This is a genomic window from Bradyrhizobium sp. 14AA (assembly GCF_054185205.1).
Genome location: NZ_JAVAYM010000011.1, coordinates 133,679 through 151,560, shown reverse-complemented (window position 1 = coordinate 151,560; position 17,882 = coordinate 133,679). Strand labels below are relative to the sequence as shown.

The following is a 17,882-nucleotide window of genomic DNA, read 5'->3' as shown; positions in this document are numbered from 1 at the left end:
TCAGTGCGCCCGGCTGACCGTCGAGCGCAGCCGCGGATCGACGATGGTGTAGAGGATATCAACCACGAGATTGATGGTGACGAAGATCAGGGACACCATCATCAGGTAGGCCGCCATGATCGGGATATCGACGTTCTGGACGGCCTGCACGAACAGGAGCCCCATGCCCGGCCACTGGAACACGGTCTCGGTGATGATCGCGAAAGCAATGACCGAGCCAAACTGCAAGCCCGCCACGGTGATTACGGGAACCAGCGTGTTGCGCAACGCGTGACCGAAATGGATCGCCCGCGTGGTCAGGCCGCGTGCGCGGGCAAAGCGGATGTAGTCGGTGCGCATGACCTCGAGCATTTCGGCCCGCACCAGCCGCATGATCAGCGTCATCTGGAACAGGCCGAGCGTGATCGAGGGCATGATCAGCGCCTTCAGGCCTGACAGCGTCAGGAGCCCCGTTGTCCACCAGCCGATATGCACGACGTCGCCGCGGCCGAACGAGGGCAGCCAGCCAAGCGTCACCGAGAACAGGTAGATCATGAGAACGCCGATCAGGAAGGTCGGCAGCGAGATGCCGATCAGCGAGACCGCCTGGAAGACATGCGCGAGCCAGCTGTCACGGCGCAGCGCCGAATAGACACCCATCAGGATGCCGCTGACCATCGCGAAGATGGTGGCGCAGATCGCGAGCTCCAGGGTCGCGGGCATACGCTCGATCAGCAGATTGGTGACGGGCAAGCGGAACTGGTAGGACACGCCGAACTTGAATTGCGCGGCATTGCCGACATAGCGGCCGAACTGGACGATCACGGGATCGTCGAGGCCGAGGGATTTGCGGATCGCGGCGCGCTCGGCGCCCGACGTGTCCATCCCGACCATCTGGTTCACGGGATCGCCGGCGAAGCGAAACATCGAGAACGCGATGACGCCGACGGCGATCATAACGCCGATGGCCTGGATGGCCCGGCGCAGTGTGAAAGCGAGCATCTGTTCCTTTCACATCTCTTCAGCAGCACGCATCATCGCGTTAGCCCGAAACGGCAAGTCCCGGAAGTCATGGCTTCCGGGACTTCACAACTTGTCGATACCTACTCGTCCTGCTTGGTCGCCCAATACAGCAGGACCTGGTTGTCCGCGCGCTGGGTCAGCTTCACCTTCTTTGACACGCCCCAGGCGAGGGCCTGCTGGTGCAGCGGGACATAGGCCCAATCCTTCATCGACACCTCGAAAGCCTGCTTGATCAGTTGATCGCGCTTGGCCGTATCGGACTCAAGGAGAACCTTGTCGGCGAGATCGTCGAACTGCTTGCTGCAATAGCCGGCGAGATTGGCTTCGCCGCGGTTGGGATCCTTGGGATCATCCCGGCAGCCCATGATGTCGTGCAGCACGTTCTGGGAGTCGAGCGTATCCGGGGTCCAGCCCAGCATGAACAGCGAGGTTTTGTAGCCGCCGGGCTTCAACACCTTGGCGAAATACTGGGCCTTGGGTTGCGCCAGCAAATCCACCTTGATGTTGATGCGGGCGAGCATACCGACGATGGCCTGGCAGATCGCGGCGTCATTGACGTAACGATCGTTCGGGCAGTCCATCGTCACCTCGAAGCCGTCCGCATAGCCAGCATCCGCCAGAAGCTTCTTGGCGGCGTCGGGATCGAATTTCGGTCGGGTGAAGTCCTTCGCGGTAAAGATCTCTGGTGCGACCATCAAAGCGGACGGCGTGGAGAGACCGCGCATCACGCGATTCTTGATCAGGTCGACGTCGATCGCCCGGTAGATGGCTTCGCGGACGCGAACGTCCTTGAACGGGTTCTTGCCCTTGATGTTGGAATAGAGGAGCTCGTCGCGCGCCTGATCCATGCCGACGAAGATTGTGCGGAGCTCGGGTCCCGTCAGCACGGTGGCGTTGGGGCTCGCTTTGACGCGCTCGATGTCCTGGACCGGAACCGGCTCGATCACGTCGACCTCGCCCGACAACAGCGCCGCGACACGCGTGGCCGGGTTTGCGATCGGTGTGAAGACGATCTCCTTCAGATTATGTTCCGGCTTGCGCCACCAGTTCGGGTTGGCCTTGTAGACGGTCTTCACGCCCGGCTGATGGCTCTCGATGGTGAAGGCGCCGGTGCCGTTTTCATGCAGCGAGGCGTAGCTCGGGGTCGTCGCGGCTGCGGGCGTCGGTGCCACCGCATCGTTCGCCTCTGCCCATTTCTTGTCCATGATGTACCAGGTCGCCCAAAGCGCCGTCAGGATGGGATTGGGCGAGGTCAGGACGAAATCGACGGTGTAATCGTCGATCTTGACGACCTTGGCATCGGCGGGAACGCGACTCTGGAAATTCGAGCCTTTCGCTCGCACGCGCTCGGCCGAGAACACCACGTCGTCAGCGGTGAAGGGGTCGCCGTTGTGGAACTTCACGCCTTTGCGCAGGTGGAAGCGCCAGCGTGTCGGCTCCGGCGTCTCCCAGCTTTCGGCGAGCGCCGGGATGATCTTCAGGTCCTTGCCGCGGGCGACCAAGCCCTCATAGACATGGCCGAGATGGGCGCTGGTGGTCGACTCGTTCAGTGTGTAGGGGTCGAGCGACTTCAACTCACCCTGATTGGCGTAGCGCAGCGTCTGGCTCGACGCCGGCGAGACCGCCAACGCAAGCGCACCGGCGAGCGTCGCCGCAAACAGACTTCGTCCGACTGACATTCTTGACCCTCTCCACTCGCCCGCACCGTGATTTTTGATTGTTCGGCGGGGCTGATCGATCCATGTTGCCCAGAGTTCTCGACCCGTGCAAGCGCCATTCCAGCAAGGAACGCGCCAAGTTGCACTGCTGTGCAGCAATGCTGACCAACAATTTGAGGGCGGAAGGTCCGCGGGCGATATTCGACTTTCGACCGGCGTCGGGAATAAACGTCGAAAGGCCTCGCAGGCGACCCGGCGAGACCTTTTGGTTGACCATACCTGCCGATCGTGGAAACCGGGGCCCGGCCGCTAGCCTCAGGTCGCTTGCGTTGCACGCCGTGTCGCGGCGATACTGTGTGGCGCCGCTCGAATCTCATCCGGAGGGGACATGAAAGTTAACATCGAAATCGACTGTACCCCCCTCGAGGCCCGCCAGTTCTTCGGGTTGCCCGACGTGATGCCGATGCAGAACGCCGTGATGGACAAGCTGCAGCAGCAGATGATGTCCAACATCGAGAAGGTCTCGCCGGAATCGCTGATCCAGAGCTGGTTCACCTTCGATCCGAAGATAGCCGAGCGGTTTCAGGACATGTTCGTCACGATGGCCGGCCTTGGCGGCACGCGCAGCAGCGACAAGAAGAAATAATGTCGCCCGGGCCGGACGGGCGGCAGGCGTCAGGCGGGCTTCGTCCGCCTGGCCTCGGCCTGCTGCTCGCCGAAGCCCGCGGCCTATTCGAGTTCAATGCCAGCCTCCTGCTGTCGTCGTTGCTGATGCGCGCCCCCAGGGGCGACGGCCATCCGGTGCTGGCGCTGCCGGGCTTCCTCGCCAGCGACCTCTCGATGGCGCCGATGCGGCGCTATCTCAGCGAGCTCGGCTATGAGGCTCATGCCTGGCGAATGGGCCGCAATCTCGGCGGCCTCGGACGGATGCGGGAATCCCTGCGCGCCCGCCTCGCCGAGATCCATGCCGCGAGCGGACGCAAGGTCAGCCTGGTCGGATGGAGTCTCGGCGGCGTCTATGCCCGCGACCTCGCGCTCCAGGCGCCGGAGATGGTCCGTTATGTCATTACGCTCGGCAGCCCCTTTGCCAACGACATACGGGCGACCAACGCGACGCGGCTCTACGAAGCGCTGTCCGGTGAGCGTGTCGAGGATTTCGCGGAAGCGCGCGAGGCGATTGCCGGCGATCTTCCGGTGCCGGCGACGTCGATCTATTCGCGTGCCGACGGTGTCGTGAACTGGCGGACCTGTCTGCTCCGTCCCTCCGACCGCGCCGAGAACATCGAGGTGCACCTGGCGAGCCATATCGGGCTTGGCGTTAACCCTGCGGCGCTGTGGGCGGTGGCCGACCGCCTGGCGCAACCGGAGGGGGAATTCTGGCCATTTGACCGGGCAGGGCCGTTTGCCATTGCATATGCCCCGCCGGAACAGGCAGTATCGGCCTGACGAGAAGCGCCGCCCAAGGCGCCCGTCAAATACTCGGGAGGGAACTATGGCTGACGGTAAGAAGCTGTCGTCGCTGGACGCATCGTTTTTGTATCTGGAAACGCCGGAAATGCCGATGCATGTCGGGAGCATGGCGATCTTTCGCCTGCCCGACGACTACAAGGGCGACTTCTTCGAAGACTTCAAGGCGATGATCGTCTCGCGCCTGCACATCGCGCCGATCCTGAAGGCGCGGTTGGAAAAGGCGCCGCTCGACATCGATCATCCCTCCTGGGTCGAGGACGATCAGTTCGACATCGACCGTCACATCTTCCGCGCCAGCCTGCCGCAGCCGCGCGACCGCGCCACGCTCGAGCGCATCGTCGGCTGGATGCATGCCAAGCTGTTGAACCGCGCCCGCCCGCTCTGGGAGTTCTACGTGTTCGAGGGCATGAAGGACAACGAGGTTGGCCTTTACTCCAAGATGCATCATGCCGCCATCGACGGCGGCGCCGGTGCGGCGCTGACCAACATGATCTACGATATCTCGCCGATCCCGCGGCAGGTCGATCCGCCGGCGGCAGGAGCCAAGCCCGGACAGGAGCCGCGCGACATCGCAGCGAACCTGCTGGATTCCTATCAGCAGCTCTTCAGCCAGCCGCTCGACGCGTCGGCCGCCGCGAAGAATTTGCAACTGCCGCGCACCGGCAAGAGCGACATCGGCTCGATCCTGTTCGACAATGCGATGTACCAGATCGAGAGCGCAGTGCGCTTTGCCGGCAACATCCCGACCGTGCTCAAGAGCGTGTCCGACGTGCTCGGCAAGGTCGCAGATCCCAAATCGCGCGAGAGCCTTGCCAGCATGGTGTCGCCGCCGACCATGCTCAACAAGACGATCTCGTCCGAACGTAGTTTTGCCGGCGTGTCGATTTCGCTGTCGCGATCCAAGGCGTTGGCCAAGCAGGCCGGCGGCAAGCTCAACGACGTGGTGCTCGCGCTCGCCTCCGGCGTGGTCCGCCGCTACCTGCAGCAATACAGCACGCTGCCGGCAAAATCCTTGACCGCCGCCGTGCCGATCTCGCTGCGCGAGGAGGGCAACACCGAGGCGAACAACCAGGTGTTCGGCATGATCTGCGCGATCGCGACCAATATCGACGATCCCAAGGCGCGGCTGGAGGCGATCATCGCGCAGTCGACCAAGTCCAAGGAGATGTCGCACCCGCTGCGCGCCCTGATGCCGCAGGTCTCCAACATCTCGATGCTGGGCGCGCCGATCATGGTGCAGATCCTGGCGCTGCTCTACAGCCGCTCCAACCTGTCCGACGTGCTGCCGCCGGCCGCCAACATCACCGTGTCCAATGTGCCGGGACCGCGGCAGACGCTCTACGCCGCCGGCGCCGAGCTGCTGCACATCTTCCCGGTGTCGATCTCGACGCACGGGCAGGCGCTCAACATCACCGTGCAGAGCTATCGCGACCAGCTCGATTTCGGTTTCATCGTCGGCGCCAACATCATTCCGCACGTGCAGGTGATGTGCGACATGCTGCCGGAGGAGTTTGCCGCGCTGGAGGCGGCCTATGCGCCGCCGGCGGCCGACATCAAGGGCGCCGCGGAATAGGAATCCCGTGATGATTGAAATGCCGCCGCTCAAGTTCGCGCAGACGAACGGAATCCGCATGGGCTATTACGAGGCGGGCCCGGTCGATGACAAGCCGCCAATCGTGCTGTGCCACGGCTGGCCCGAGCTCGCCTTCTCGTGGCGCCACCAGATCAAGGCACTGAGCGAGGCCGGCATCCGTGTGATCGCGCCGGACCAGCGCGGCTATGGCGCGACCGACCGGCCCGAGCCGGTCGAGGATTATGACATGGAGCATCTGACCGGCGATCTCGTCGGTCTGCTCGATCACCTCAACATCGAGAAGGCGATCTTCGTCGGCCATGACTGGGGCGGCTTCGTCGTCTGGCAGATGCCGCTGCGACACCCTTCGCGCGTGGCCGGCGTCGTCGGCGTCAACACGCCGCATTGGGACCGCGCGCCGATCGATCCCATTGCGCTGTTCCGCCAGCGCTTCGGCGACCAGATGTACATCGTCCAGTTCCAGGATCCCGCGCGCGAACCGGACAAGATTTTTGGCAGCCGCGTCGAGCAGACGTTCGACGCCTTCATGCGCAAGCCGTTGGCGCGGCCGGCGGCGAAACCGGACGAGCCGCCCATCGCGGGTGTCGGCGCCTCGTCAAAGACCAATCTGGCCTTCCCGCAGATGATCGCGGCCTACGACGCCAAGGTCGATCCGCGCACGCCAATCCTGTCGGCCGAGGAGAAGAAGGTGTTCGTCGACACCTTCACGAACACCGGCTTCACCGGCGGCATCAACTGGTATCGCAATTTCACCCGCAATTGGGAGCGGTCGAAAGGGCTGGATCATCACGTCCACGTGCCGTCACTGATGATCATGGCGGAGAACGATGCCGTGCTGCCGCCCTCGGCTGCCGACGGCATGGAGAAGCTGATCGCCGATCTCGAGAAATATCTCGTGAAGGACAGCGGCCATTGGACGCAGCAGGAGAAGCCGGAGGAGGTCAGCGCCAAGCTGATCGAATGGCGTAGAAGGCGGTTTGGCTAGCTCGTCATGGCGAGTTCGCGCGATGACGAACCGACTGACCGAAGCAGGGGGATACGCATTTAATGTCAGCCAAGAACCGTCTGGACCCGATCCCGCACCCGCCGACCAAGCCGGTGGTCGGCAACATGCTGTCGCTGGACTCGGCCGCCCCCGTTCAGCATCTGACGCGGCTTGCGAAGGAGCTGGGCCCGATCTTCTGGCTCGACATGATGGGCTCGCCCATCGTCGTCGTCTCCGGCCACGATCTCGTCGACGAGCTCTCCGACGAGAAACGCTTCGACAAGACGGTGCGCGGCGCCTTGCGACGCGTGCGTGCGGTCGGCGGTGACGGCCTGTTCACGGCGGATACCCGCGAGCCGAACTGGAGCAAGGCGCACAACATCCTGCTCCAGCCGTTCGGCAACCGCGCCATGCAATCCTATCACCCGAGCATGGTCGACATCGCCGAGCAGCTCGTCAACAAATGGGAGCGGCTCAACGCCGACGACGAGATCGACGTCGTCCACGACATGACCGCGCTGACGCTTGATACGATCGGCCTGTGCGGCTTCGAGTACCGTTTCAATTCGTTCTACCGGCGCGACTACCATCCCTTCGTCGAGTCGCTGGTGCGCTCGCTCGAAACCATCATGATGACGCGCGGCCTGCCGCTCGAGCAGCTCTGGATGCAGAAGCGGCGCAAGACGCTGGCCGAAGACGTCGCCTTCATGAACAAGATGGTCGACGAGATCATCGCCGAACGCCGCAAGAGCGCGGAGGGGACCGACGACAAGAAGGACATGCTGGCCGCGATGATGACCGGCGTTGACCGCTCGACCGGCGAGCAGCTCGACGACGTCAACATCCGCTACCAGATCAACACGTTCCTGATCGCAGGCCACGAGACCACCAGCGGCCTGCTCTCCTACACGCTCTATGCGCTGCTCAAGCACCCGGATATCCTCAAGAAAGCCTATGACGAGGTCGACCGCGTCTTCGGCCCCGATGTCAATGCGAAGCCGACCTACCAGCAGGTGACGCAGCTCACCTACATCACGCAGATCCTGAAAGAGGCGCTGCGGCTGTGGCCGCCGGCGCCGGCCTATGGCATCTCGCCACTGAACGACGAGACCCTCGGGGGCGGCAAGTACAAGCTCAGGAAGGGCACGTTCACTACCATCCTGGTGACGGCGCTACATCGCGATCCCAGCGTCTGGGGTCCCAACCCCGACGCTTTCGACCCCGAGAATTTCAGCCGCGAGGCGGAGGCAAAACGGCCGATCAATGCCTGGAAGCCATTCGGCAACGGCCAGCGCGCCTGTATCGGCCGGGGCTTTGCCATGCACGAGGCCGCACTCGCGCTCGGCATGATCCTCCAGCGTTTCAAGCTGATCGATCACCAACGCTACCAGATGCATCTGAAGGAAACGCTGACGATGAAGCCGGAAGGCTTCAAGATCAAGGTGCGTCCACGCGCCGATCGCGAGCGCAGTGAGTATGGCGGGCCTGTCGCGGTTGCGGCTTCCGCTCCGAAGGCGCCGCGCCAGCCAACCGCGCGGCCCGGCCACAACACGCCGATGCTGGTGCTTTACGGCTCCAATCTCGGCACCGCCGAGGAGCTGGCGACGCGCATGGCGGACCTCGCCGAGATCAACGGCTTTGCCGTGCATCTCGGGCCGCTCGACGATTACGTCGGAAAGCTGCCGCAGGAGGGTGGCGTGCTGATCATCTGCGCCTCCTATAACGGCGCGCCGCCGGACAATGCGACGCAGTTCGTCAAATGGCTCGGGGATGACCTGCCGAAGGACGCCTTTTCCGGCGTGCGCTACGCCGTGTTCGGCTGCGGCAATAGCGACTGGGCCGCGACCTATCAGTCGGTGCCGCGGTTCATCGACGAGCAATTGTCCAAGCACGGCGCGCGGGCAGTGTATCCGCGCGGCGAAGGCGACGCGCGCAGCGACCTCGACGGCCAGTTCCAGAAATGGTTCCCGGCGGCCGCCCAGGTCGCAACCAAGGAATTCGGCATCGACTGGAATTTCACCCGCACGGCAGAGGACGATCCGCTCTACGCGATCGAGCCGGTGGCGGTGACCGCCGTCAACACCATCGTCACGCAGGGCGGCGCAGTGGCGATGAAGGTGCTGGCCAATGACGAGCTTCAGAACAAGTCCGGCGCCAATCCATCGGAACGTTCGACGCGCCATATCGAGGTGCAGCTGCCGTCCAACATCACGTACCGTGTTGGCGATCATCTGAGCGTGGTCCCGCGCAACGATCCGACGCTGGTGGATTCGGTTGCCCGCCGCTTCGGCTTCCTGCCGGCCGACCAGATCAGGCTTCAGGTCGCAGAGGGCCGCCGGGCGCAATTGCCGGTCGGCAATGCCGTGTCGGTCGGACGCCTGCTCAGCGAGTTCGTCGAACTGCAGCAGGTCGCGACGCGGAAGCAGATCCAGATCATGGCCGAGCACACCCGTTGCCCGGTGACCAAGCCGAAGCTGCTGGCCTTTGTCGGCGAGGAGCCTGAAACGCTCGAGCGTTACCGCAGCGAGATATTGGCCCGGCGCAAATCGGTGTTCGATCTGCTGCTCGAACATCCGGCCTGCGAATTACCGTTCCACGTCTATCTCGAGACGCTCTCGCTGCTGGCGCCGCGCTATTACTCGATCTCCTCCTCGCCGTCGGTCGACCCCGCGCGTTGCAGCGTCACGGTCGGCGTGGTCGAAGGGCCGGCGGCTTCCGGGCGCGGCACGTACAAGGGCATCTGCTCGAACTATCTCGCCAACCGGCGTGCAGGCGATACGGTCTACGCCACCGTGCGTGAGACCAAGGCCGGCTTCCGCCTCCCGGACGATTCATCTGTGCCGATCATCATGATCGGCCCGGGCACGGGATTGGCGCCGTTCCGCGGCTTCCTCCAGGAGCGCGCCGCGCGCAAGGCCAAGGGCGCTGCGCTCGGCCCGGCCATGCTGTTCTTCGGTTGCCGTCATCCCGACCAGGATTTTCTCTACGCGGACGAGCTGAAGGCGCTTGCCGCAGGCGGCGTCACGGAGTTCTTCACTGCGTTCTCGCGCGCCGATGGCCCGAAGACCTATGTGCAGCATGTGCTCGCCGCGCAGAAGGACAAGGTGTGGCCGCTGATCGAGCAGGGCGCGATCATCTATGTTTGCGGCGACGGTGGCAAGATGGAGCCCGACGTGAAGGCGGCGCTGGTTGCAATTCATCGCGAGAAGAGCGGTAGCGATGCCGCGGCCAGTGCGCGGTGGATCGAGGAGATGGGGACGAAGAACCGGTATGTGCTGGACGTCTGGGCGGGCGGGTGACCGCCGGCCCAATCGTGCTAAAGCACTTCCATGATTCCCTGGGAAAAGATCGACACCGCCAAAATCCCCGGCTCCGACGAAGAGCTCCGCCTGATGCGGCGGGGCAAGGAGTTCTCCATCAAGCTCGGCACCAACGAGCTGATGAACAATCGCCTGTCGGGCTCGGAAGCCGCGCTCGCGACGCTTGCGGCGAAGCAGATCGAGACGGTCGCAAAGCCGGTCGTCCTCATCGGCGGACTCGGCATGGGCTTTACGCTGCGCGCGGCGCTTGCCGTGCTCGGAGCCAAGGCGAAGATCGTCGTCTCCGAGCTCGTGCCGGCGGTCGTCGTCTGGGCGCGGGGCCCGATGACGGAGGTCTTTGGCGATAGCCTCGATGATTCCAGGGTGAGCATCCGGGAGACCGACGTCGGTGAAACCATCCGGGCGCAGCGGTCGGCCTTTGACGCCATTCTTCTCGACGTCGACAACGGGCCGGAGGGGCTGACCCGGAAGGGCAATGATGCCCTCTACAATGCAAGCGGATTGCAGGCGGCGAAGACTGCGCTGCGGCCGGGAGGGGTGCTTGCCGTCTGGTCGTCGGGACCGAACCCGGCATTTACCAGGCGCCTTCGGACCGCCGGCTTCGCGGTCAACGAGGTCAACGTTCGCGCCACCGGCCGAGGCGGTGGCGCGCGCCACGTGATCTGGATGGCGAAGAAGCCGTAGGGCGGGCAAAGCGACTTGTCCGCCGTAGCTCGAAGAGCGAAGGCGGAAGCGTGCCCACCATTTTCATCCTCATTGCGAATGGATGGTGGGCACGGCGCGCGAAGAGCGCGCGCCTTTGCCCACCCTACGCAGCTGTGAGATCAGAACATCGTGTTGCCGTTCGCCGGATTTTCGGGGATCTCCTGAACGACGTCCCAGTGTTCGACGATCTTGCCGTTTTCCAGCTTGAAGATATCCACGATCGCGCGGCCCTTGCTGCCGGGCTCGCGAACGGAGTGAACGTGCAGGATGACAAAGTCGCCGTCCGCGAAGCTGCGCTTGATCTCGCTATGCGAGTTCGGAAACTTTTCACGGAGGAAGCCGATGAACTTCCGGAAGCCGTCCGGACCATCGGCGGCATTTGGATTGTGCTGGACGTAGCGGTCGCCGAAATAGGCGATGGCCGCATCGGCGTCCTTCTGATTGAGACCCTTCTCGTAGAAGGCAAGCACCGTCTTGCGATTGGCTTCTTCCTGCGCGGTGCCGGCCATCGCGGCGCCGGTGGCGAGGGACAACGTGAGAACCGAAGCGGCGATCATTGCGACCGACCGGACGATGAGATGCATGTGAGCTCCGAGAGGCCGCAGCCTCTTTTTGTGATCGAGGGAGGCCTGTATAGCTTTCGCGCCGGCCCGCGTTAAGACAGTAACCGGCGGCTCACATGGTCACCGCGAGGAGACTGGCTGCGTCGGTCTAGGCCGCCTGCGCCGCCGCCCCATGCGCGTGCTTGTCGATGGCGCCGATGATCTCGGGCCAGAAGCGCATCGGCAGCGCGTGGCCCATGCCCTCGATCATCAACAGCCTGGCGCCGGGAATCGACGCTGCCGTGTCCTTGCCGCCTTCGAGATGGACCAGCGGATCGACGGTGCCGTGAACGACGAGCGTCGGCGTCTTCACGCCATGCAGCCGCTCCTTGCGGCTGCCGGAGGCGAGCACGGCGCGGAGCTGCCGGCCGACGCCGGCCGGATTGAGGCCGCGCGCGAACACGCGCTCGGCACGATCAGGGTCGAGCGCTTCCTCTTCCGGAAAGGATCCGGCGCGCAGCACCTTCCAGGTCTGGCCGAAGCGGACGATGAACTCCTCCTTGCTGCGTGGCGGCGGCGCCATCAGCATCGCGGCGGCCTCGCGGGTCGGCGGCGGCACGCGTGGATTGCCCGTCGTCGACATGATCGAGGTCAACGAGCGCACGCGCTGCGGGAACGACAGCGTCACCTCCTGCGCGATCATTCCGCCCATGGAGGCGCCGACCAGATGCGCCGACTTGATGCCGAGCGCATCCATCAGCCCGATTGTATCCCTGGCCATGTCGATCAGCTTGTAGGTTGCGGCCACGGGAATCTTGAGGAAGCGCAGCTTCAGCAGCTCGAGCGGCGTCAGCCGCTTGCCCCCCGTCAGATGGCTCGACCTGCCGATGTCGCGATTGTCGAAGCGGATCACGCGAAAGCCGCGCGCGGCAAGCTGCTCGCAGAACGCATCGTCCCAGTGAATCATCTGCGCCCCGAGTCCCATGATCAGCAGCAGCGGCTCGGCGTTGTCGTTGCCGAAGATCTCGTAGCAGATGTCGATGCCATTGGCGTGGACGGTCTGGGGCGGCTGATGGGCGTTCACGGGCGCGTTCCCTCATGCGTTTGACCAATGCTGTATCGCACGGTTTCCCGTCGCAATGAAGTCGCGCGCGAAACTGCACCGCTGCTTGCCGGTTGACCGGCACGGCGCAACGGTGTGGTATGGCGAAAAAAGAAGGGCATCGAAGCTCTCGATTTCAGGAGGACGCCGATGACCGACAAGACCAATGACCCGGTCGCCATGTGGCAGAAGATGATGGGCGAGATGGAGAAGGGGTTCAATTCCTTCGCCAACCAGGCCATGTCGTCGCCCGAGTTTTCACAGGCGATCAACCGTGCGGGGGGAGTTGCTGCAGGTGCTCAGAAGCAGCTCGGCGAGCTCATGGAGAAATACCTGGTTTCGATGAACCTGCCGAGCCGCGAGCAGGTCACCAGCCTTGCCGAGAGGCTGCAAGCGATCGAGGGCCAGATCGGTGAGATCAAGTCGATGCTGGGCCAGATGGCAGCCAATGCCGGCGTGTCTCAGGGGACCGATTCCGCATTGCGGCCGCCGCGCACCAAGCGTCCGCCGTCCGAGGGCGGAGGGCAGCCATGAACGCGCCGACCGGACTCGATTTCGCATCCATCCCGGAGCGCATCCAGAGCGAGGTGCAGCGCGCCATCCAGCGCAGCATCAAGGGCGTCGAATATTTCTCGACCTCCGGTCCGACCCTTGGATCGACGCCCAAGGACGTGCTGCATTCGCGCGGCACGATGAGCCTCTATCACTACCGGCCGATGTCGGACGAGATCTACCGCGTGCCGGTGCTGATCGTGATGGCGACCACCAACCGCGGCTACATCCTCGACCTCGTCCCGGGGCAGAGCTTCATCGAGTTCCTCCTGAAACGTGGTTACGACGTCTACATGCTCGACTGGAGCGCGCCGCGGCCGGAGGAGAAGAGCTTGCGGATGGAGGACTATGTCCTCGATTTCATCCCGGACTGCGTTCGCCGGGTGCAGCAGGATTCCGGCGAACAGGACGTCTCCGTCATCGGCTATTGCTTCGGCGGCGTGCTGTCGCTGCTCTACGGCTCGATCCACAAGGACGGGCCGATGAAGAATTTGATCTGCTTTACGACGCCGATCGATTTCCGCGAGATGAAGCTGTTCTCGAATTTCTCCGACCGCCGCTATTTCGACGTCGACCGTCTCGTCGACAGCGTGGGGAACGTGCCGCCGGAGATGATCCTGTCCTCGTTCGAGATGCTGCGTCCGGCCTCGCGCACGGTGAGCCAGATCCAGCTCTGGGAAAACATCTGGAACGACGAGTTCGTGAAGTCCTATCGCATGTTCGACCGCTGGGCGACCGACACGCTGCCGCTGGCGGGCGAGTATTTCCGCGCCATCACCAAGGACCTGATGTGGGACAACAAGCTGTTCAACGACACCATGTCGGTCGGCGGCCGCGCCGCGAAGCTCGAAGACATCAAGGTGCCGATCCTGCACGCGGTCGCGGAGCACGATCACATCGTTCCATATGAAGCCGCAAAACACCTGATCACGAAGATCGGGTCCGAAGACAAGGAAGAGGTGATGCTGAAGGGCGGTCACGTCTCCCTCGTCGCCGGCGCCAACGCGGTGAAGCGGCTGTGGCCGAAACTGGATTCCTGGCTTGGGAAGAGATCGACATGAGCGAGCAGCGTTCCTATCCGCGTCACGTCAAGACCGACGCCGGCGATATCGAGATCCGCTTGATGTCGCCTGCGGACGAAGCCGCGGTGCTGGCGTTCGGCAAGGGCCTGCCGACCCACGATCTGTTGTTCCTGCCGCGCAACATCAGTGAGCCGAAGGTGCTCTCCGCCTGGGTCAAGGAGATCGAGCGCGGCGCGATCACGAGCCTGCTCGCCGTCGGGGACGGCAAGGTCGTCGGCTGCGGCACGCTGGTGCGCGATCCGCATTCCTGGTCGCCCCATGTCGGCGAGATCCGCATGGTGGTCTCGCCCGACGTCCGCGGGAAGGGGGTAGGTAAGGCGCTGTCGCAGGAGACCTTTGCTCTTGCGCTCGGCGCCGGCCTGGAAAAGCTGTCGGTCCAGATGACGGTCGACCAGCAGGCGGCGATTGCCCTGTTCGAGAGCCTCGGCTTCAAGGCCGAGGCGCTGCTGCGCGACCATGTCCGGGACGTCGAGGGCAAGACTCACGACATTGTCGTGCTTGGGCACAACATCGCGCAGGTCCAGGCCCAGATGGAGGCCTACGGGCTGCCAGGCGCCGTCCAGCATTAGGGCGCGCCGTCCAGCATTAGGGCGCGCCGTCCAGCATTAGGGCGCGCCGTCCAGCATTAAGAAGCGCCATCCAGCACGCGAGAGGGCCCGTTAGACCGCTCTCGGGAACCGGCTTGGCCAAGGAGGCACCATATTGCCTCCTGTTAAGGCTGTTCACAGTTTCGTGATGTCGCGGTGCAACAAGGATATTGCACCGCACAATTAACTATGCCATATAAGCCGTGCCTCGGGCCAATGCGGACGGGGTGAGCCCATAGCTCAAACAATGAGGATGGAGAGAACCCCATGACCACTGAGACCAACACCGCTTTCGAGGGCTTCAAGGACGCTTTCAAGAACATCCAGAACCTGGAAGTTCCCGAGGCCGCCCGTGAGTTCGTCAAGAAGACTGCCAGCACCGCCAAGGACCGTGCTGCCGAGGTGTTCGCCGGTTCCGAGCGCGTGACCGCCGCCGTCGAGAACGCGGTGACCGAGTCCGTCACTGAAGCCGGCAAGATCAGCCGCAACATCCAGCAGGCGATTTACGAGGACGCCGAGGCATTCTTCTCGGGCATCTACAATCTCGCTTCCGCCAAGTCGGTCAGCGAAGCCGTCGAGATCCAGTCGAGCCTGCTCCGCGCTCGCGGTGAAGTGTTCGTGTCGCGCGCCAAGGCGACCGCCGACTATGTCGGCAAGCTCGCCACCAACGGTGCGAAGTCCGCTCAGGACAACTTTGCCAAGGTCTACAACAAGACCGCCTGATCCGGCGCCCTGAGTAGAAACTGGATTTGAGGCCCGCTTCGGCGGGCCTTTTGTTTTTGTCTCTTGCGTTCCCCGGACGCAGTGCAGCGCGCCCCTGGCGATGCGAAGCATCGACCAGGGGTGTGGTGCACTGCTGATCCGGGGGCCATTCTGGGTCCCGGCTCTGCGGCGCATCGCTCCGCGCTGCACCGCGTCCGGGACACGCGGAGATCGACACGCTAAGTATCTACAATGACCCCACCCGCCACCTTCTCCTTCGACACCCCGGGCGACGCCGAACGCGCGGCCGAGCTTCGCCGCGTGAAAGCGCTGGCAACGCTGGTGCTGGCGTCGACATTTCTGCTTTTCATCGCTGCGAAGTGGCTGCTGCCCGTGCATCCGGCGTTCGGCTTCGTCGCGGCCTTCGCGGAGGCTGCGACCATCGGCGGGCTTGCCGACTGGTATGCCGTGGTCGCGCTGTTCAAGCGGCCGCTCGGCCTGCCGATCCCGCATACCGCGATCATCCAGAGCAACCAGGCCCGCATCGCCGACAAGCTCGGCGAGTTCATCCAGGTGCACTTCCTCGAGGCCGGTCCCGTCGAGGCCAAGCTGAATGAGATCGATTTCGGCTCCTTCGTTGCCGACTGGCTGCGCGACCGCAAGCGCAGCGATGATCTCGCGCGCTTCGCGTTGCGTCTGTTGCCGGAGGCCGTGTCTGCGACGGAAAGCTCCGGCCTGATGACCTTCATCATCCGCCGTATGTCCTCGCAACTCCAGGCGATCGACCTTGCACCGCTCGCCGCCGGCACGCTGCGCGGCTTCGTGGCGGAGGGGCGGCACCAGATCCTGTTCGACGATCTCCTGCGCGTGATGCACGAGACGATGAACCAGAAAGAGACGATGGCGATGATCCGCGAGAAGGTGCGCGCGGAGTTGCCGACCCTGCTCCGGCTCTATCGTGCCGACAAGTTTCTGGTGAACAAGATCGTGGCGTCCGCCACCGCTTTCTTCAACGAGGTGCGGAGCGATCCCAAGCATCCGTTCCGGGGCGAGTTCGATCGCATGGTGTTGAGCTTCGTCGACCGGCTCGGCACCGACCAGGCCTATATCGACCGCATCGACGGGCTGAAGCGCGATCTGCTCGCGCGGCCCGAGCTCGCCGATCTCGCCCGCACCGTCTGGGCCAACACGCGCTCCTTCATCGAGCGTAGCGCGAGCGGCGAGACGCAGGTGCTGCAGCATCATCTCGCCGGCATGTGCGTCGCTGCGGGTGAAGCCCTTGCCGGTGATGCCGAGCTGCGCGGCGAGATCAACAAGGGCCTGGTAGCGGTGCTGCGCAGCTTCGTCGCCGACCAGAAGAGCGGCGTCTCGATCTTCATCTCCGACCAGGTCAAGGCGTGGGACATGGCGCAGCTGATCTCGCTGATCGAAATCAACATCGGGCGCGACCTGCAATACATCCGCTTCAACGGTTCGCTGATCGGCGGCCTCGCCGGACTTGCTCTCTACTCCGTAGAATTCCTGCTTCGAATGTTGTGACTTTTGCGTCACTCCCGTTAGCATTAACGCGTGGGCCTATTGTCGCGCCGCATCACTCCCGCTTGAATGTCGGAAACCGGCCGCCTAGCTGATTCATGTTGCGCTGCGGAACGTTCAAGAAGCCGGCGTATTGGAATTCATGCCCATTTGCCGGCATCGCGGCCGGCGAGCTCTTCAGGAATTCTTGCCCAGGGGAAACATTGATGACCGCTACTGCCCAGACGCTGCGTCCGCCGTCCCGAACTCTGATGTTCCTGGAAGGACGCGCGATCCACGAGTTCGGCGCATTCCTCGGCGCGCTGCCGCTGCTGAGTCTTGCGCCGCGTGGCGACGGGCATCCGGTGCTGGTGCTGCCGGGCCTGGTGGCCTCCGACGCCTCCACGCGCGCGCTACGCTCGTTCCTGGCCAGCAAGGGCTATGCGGCGAGCGGCTGGCGCCAGGGCCGCAATTACGGCCTGAGGCCGGGCGTGCAGCATGCGATGGTCGATCTGGTGCAGGAACTCAGCGACACGCACGGCCGCAAGATCAGCCTGGTCGGCTGGAGCCTTGGTGGCCTCTACGCGCGCCAGCTCGCCAAGATGATGCCCGAGCGCGTGCGCCAGGTAATCACGCTCGGCAGCCCCTTTGCGGGCGATCCCAAATCGACCAATGCCTGGCGCGTTTACGAATGGGCGAGCGGGCGCAAGTCCGACGAGGTCGATCCGCGATTCGGCGGCGAGCTCGCCGTCCCGCCGCCGGTGCCGACCACCGCCATCTTCAGCCGCACCGACGGCGTTTGCGCCTGGCAGGGCTGCATGGAGAAGTCGGGCGGACAGACCGAGAGCATCGAGATCGAGAGCAGCCATTGCGGCATGGGCCATCATCCGGCCGCCGTCTATGCCGTGGCCGACAGGCTTGCGCAGAAGGAAGGCCAGTGGCGCCCGTTCGACCGCGGCGGCTGGCGCAGCCTGGCTTATCCCGATCCGCATCGGTGATCTCTTGCTGCTCCCCATAAGACCGGGGAGAGGAAGAGCAACGGCGTCGCTCCCGTCCATTGTCGCGC

Annotated in this window: 16 protein-coding genes; 12 read left to right on the top strand and 4 right to left on the bottom strand. The window is 63.9% G+C overall.

What is annotated here, in order from left to right; genetic code table 11:
• The gene (locus RAD15_RS21065; RefSeq protein ID WP_458180077.1) at nt 1–981 is read right to left on the bottom strand and encodes an ABC transporter permease; all 981 of its coding nucleotides are present in this window, start codon (nt 979–981) and stop codon (nt 1–3) included.
• A 101-nt stretch (nt 982–1,082) separates the two neighbouring features.
• Nucleotides 1,083–2,681 carry an ABC transporter substrate-binding protein gene (locus RAD15_RS21060; RefSeq protein WP_458180076.1) on the bottom strand — a complete coding sequence of 533 codons (1,599 nt, stop codon included), beginning with the start codon at nt 2,679–2,681 and terminating at the stop codon, nt 1,083–1,085.
• Between the two features lie 367 nt (nt 2,682–3,048).
• On the opposite strand from RAD15_RS21060, the gene RAD15_RS21055 reads away from it, so the two are divergent.
• The 6 genes from RAD15_RS21055 (at nt 3,049) to RAD15_RS21030 (ending at nt 10,713) form a co-directional block, all read left to right on the top strand.
• Nucleotides 3,049–3,306 (top strand): DUF6489 family protein, encoded by a 258-nt coding sequence (locus RAD15_RS21055; RefSeq protein WP_458180075.1) that lies wholly within the window; start codon nt 3,049–3,051, stop codon nt 3,304–3,306.
• Nucleotides 3,306–4,106: an esterase/lipase family protein gene (locus RAD15_RS21050; RefSeq protein ID WP_458180073.1), complete on the top strand. Its 801-nt coding sequence runs from the start codon at nt 3,306–3,308 to the stop codon at nt 4,104–4,106. The genes RAD15_RS21055 and RAD15_RS21050 overlap by 1 nt, the downstream gene beginning before the upstream one ends.
• A gap of 46 nt (nt 4,107–4,152) precedes the next feature.
• Nucleotides 4,153–5,703, top strand: a complete 1,551-nt coding sequence (locus RAD15_RS21045) for a wax ester/triacylglycerol synthase family O-acyltransferase (RefSeq protein WP_458180072.1) — start codon at nt 4,153–4,155, stop codon at nt 5,701–5,703.
• A gap of 10 nt (nt 5,704–5,713) precedes the next feature.
• Nucleotides 5,714–6,709, top strand: a complete 996-nt coding sequence (locus RAD15_RS21040) for an alpha/beta fold hydrolase (RefSeq protein ID WP_458180070.1) — start codon at nt 5,714–5,716, stop codon at nt 6,707–6,709.
• A 62-nt stretch (nt 6,710–6,771) separates the two neighbouring features.
• Complete coding sequence (locus RAD15_RS21035) at nt 6,772–10,008, top strand: bifunctional cytochrome P450/NADPH--P450 reductase (RefSeq protein ID WP_458180068.1); 3,237 nt, start codon at nt 6,772–6,774, stop codon at nt 10,006–10,008.
• A gap of 30 nt (nt 10,009–10,038) precedes the next feature.
• Nucleotides 10,039–10,713 carry a spermidine synthase gene (locus RAD15_RS21030; RefSeq protein WP_458180067.1) on the top strand — a complete coding sequence of 225 codons (675 nt, stop codon included), beginning with the start codon at nt 10,039–10,041 and terminating at the stop codon, nt 10,711–10,713.
• A 140-nt stretch (nt 10,714–10,853) separates the two neighbouring features.
• Here the strand turns inward: RAD15_RS21030 and RAD15_RS21025 are convergent, their stop codons facing one another.
• On the bottom strand, nt 10,854–11,318 hold the full coding sequence (locus RAD15_RS21025; protein WP_458180066.1) for a nuclear transport factor 2 family protein: 465 nt from the start codon (nt 11,316–11,318) through the stop codon (nt 10,854–10,856).
• A gap of 127 nt (nt 11,319–11,445) precedes the next feature.
• Complete coding sequence (locus RAD15_RS21020; protein WP_458180065.1) at nt 11,446–12,360, bottom strand: alpha/beta fold hydrolase; 915 nt, start codon at nt 12,358–12,360, stop codon at nt 11,446–11,448.
• Between the two features lie 168 nt (nt 12,361–12,528).
• On the opposite strand from RAD15_RS21020, the gene RAD15_RS21015 reads away from it, so the two are divergent.
• The 6 genes from RAD15_RS21015 (at nt 12,529) to RAD15_RS20990 (ending at nt 17,814) form a co-directional block, all read left to right on the top strand.
• Nucleotides 12,529–12,912, top strand: a complete 384-nt coding sequence (locus tag RAD15_RS21015; protein WP_458180063.1) for a hypothetical protein — start codon at nt 12,529–12,531, stop codon at nt 12,910–12,912.
• Nucleotides 12,909–13,991, top strand: a complete 1,083-nt coding sequence (locus RAD15_RS21010; RefSeq protein ID WP_458180062.1) for a PHA/PHB synthase family protein — start codon at nt 12,909–12,911, stop codon at nt 13,989–13,991. The genes RAD15_RS21015 and RAD15_RS21010 overlap by 4 nt, the downstream gene beginning before the upstream one ends.
• The gene (locus RAD15_RS21005) at nt 13,988–14,581 is read left to right on the top strand and encodes an N-acetyltransferase family protein (protein WP_458180061.1); all 594 of its coding nucleotides are present in this window, start codon (nt 13,988–13,990) and stop codon (nt 14,579–14,581) included. The genes RAD15_RS21010 and RAD15_RS21005 overlap by 4 nt, the downstream gene beginning before the upstream one ends.
• Nucleotides 14,582–14,866: 285 nt before the next feature.
• The gene (locus RAD15_RS21000; protein ID WP_458180060.1) at nt 14,867–15,322 is read left to right on the top strand and encodes a phasin; all 456 of its coding nucleotides are present in this window, start codon (nt 14,867–14,869) and stop codon (nt 15,320–15,322) included.
• 231 nt (nt 15,323–15,553) lie between these two features.
• The gene (locus RAD15_RS20995) at nt 15,554–16,840 is read left to right on the top strand and encodes a DUF445 domain-containing protein (protein ID WP_458180059.1); all 1,287 of its coding nucleotides are present in this window, start codon (nt 15,554–15,556) and stop codon (nt 16,838–16,840) included.
• Between the two features lie 203 nt (nt 16,841–17,043).
• Nucleotides 17,044–17,814 (top strand): esterase/lipase family protein, encoded by a 771-nt coding sequence (locus tag RAD15_RS20990; RefSeq protein WP_458180058.1) that lies wholly within the window; start codon nt 17,044–17,046, stop codon nt 17,812–17,814.
• Nucleotides 17,815–17,882 lie beyond the last annotated feature (68 nt).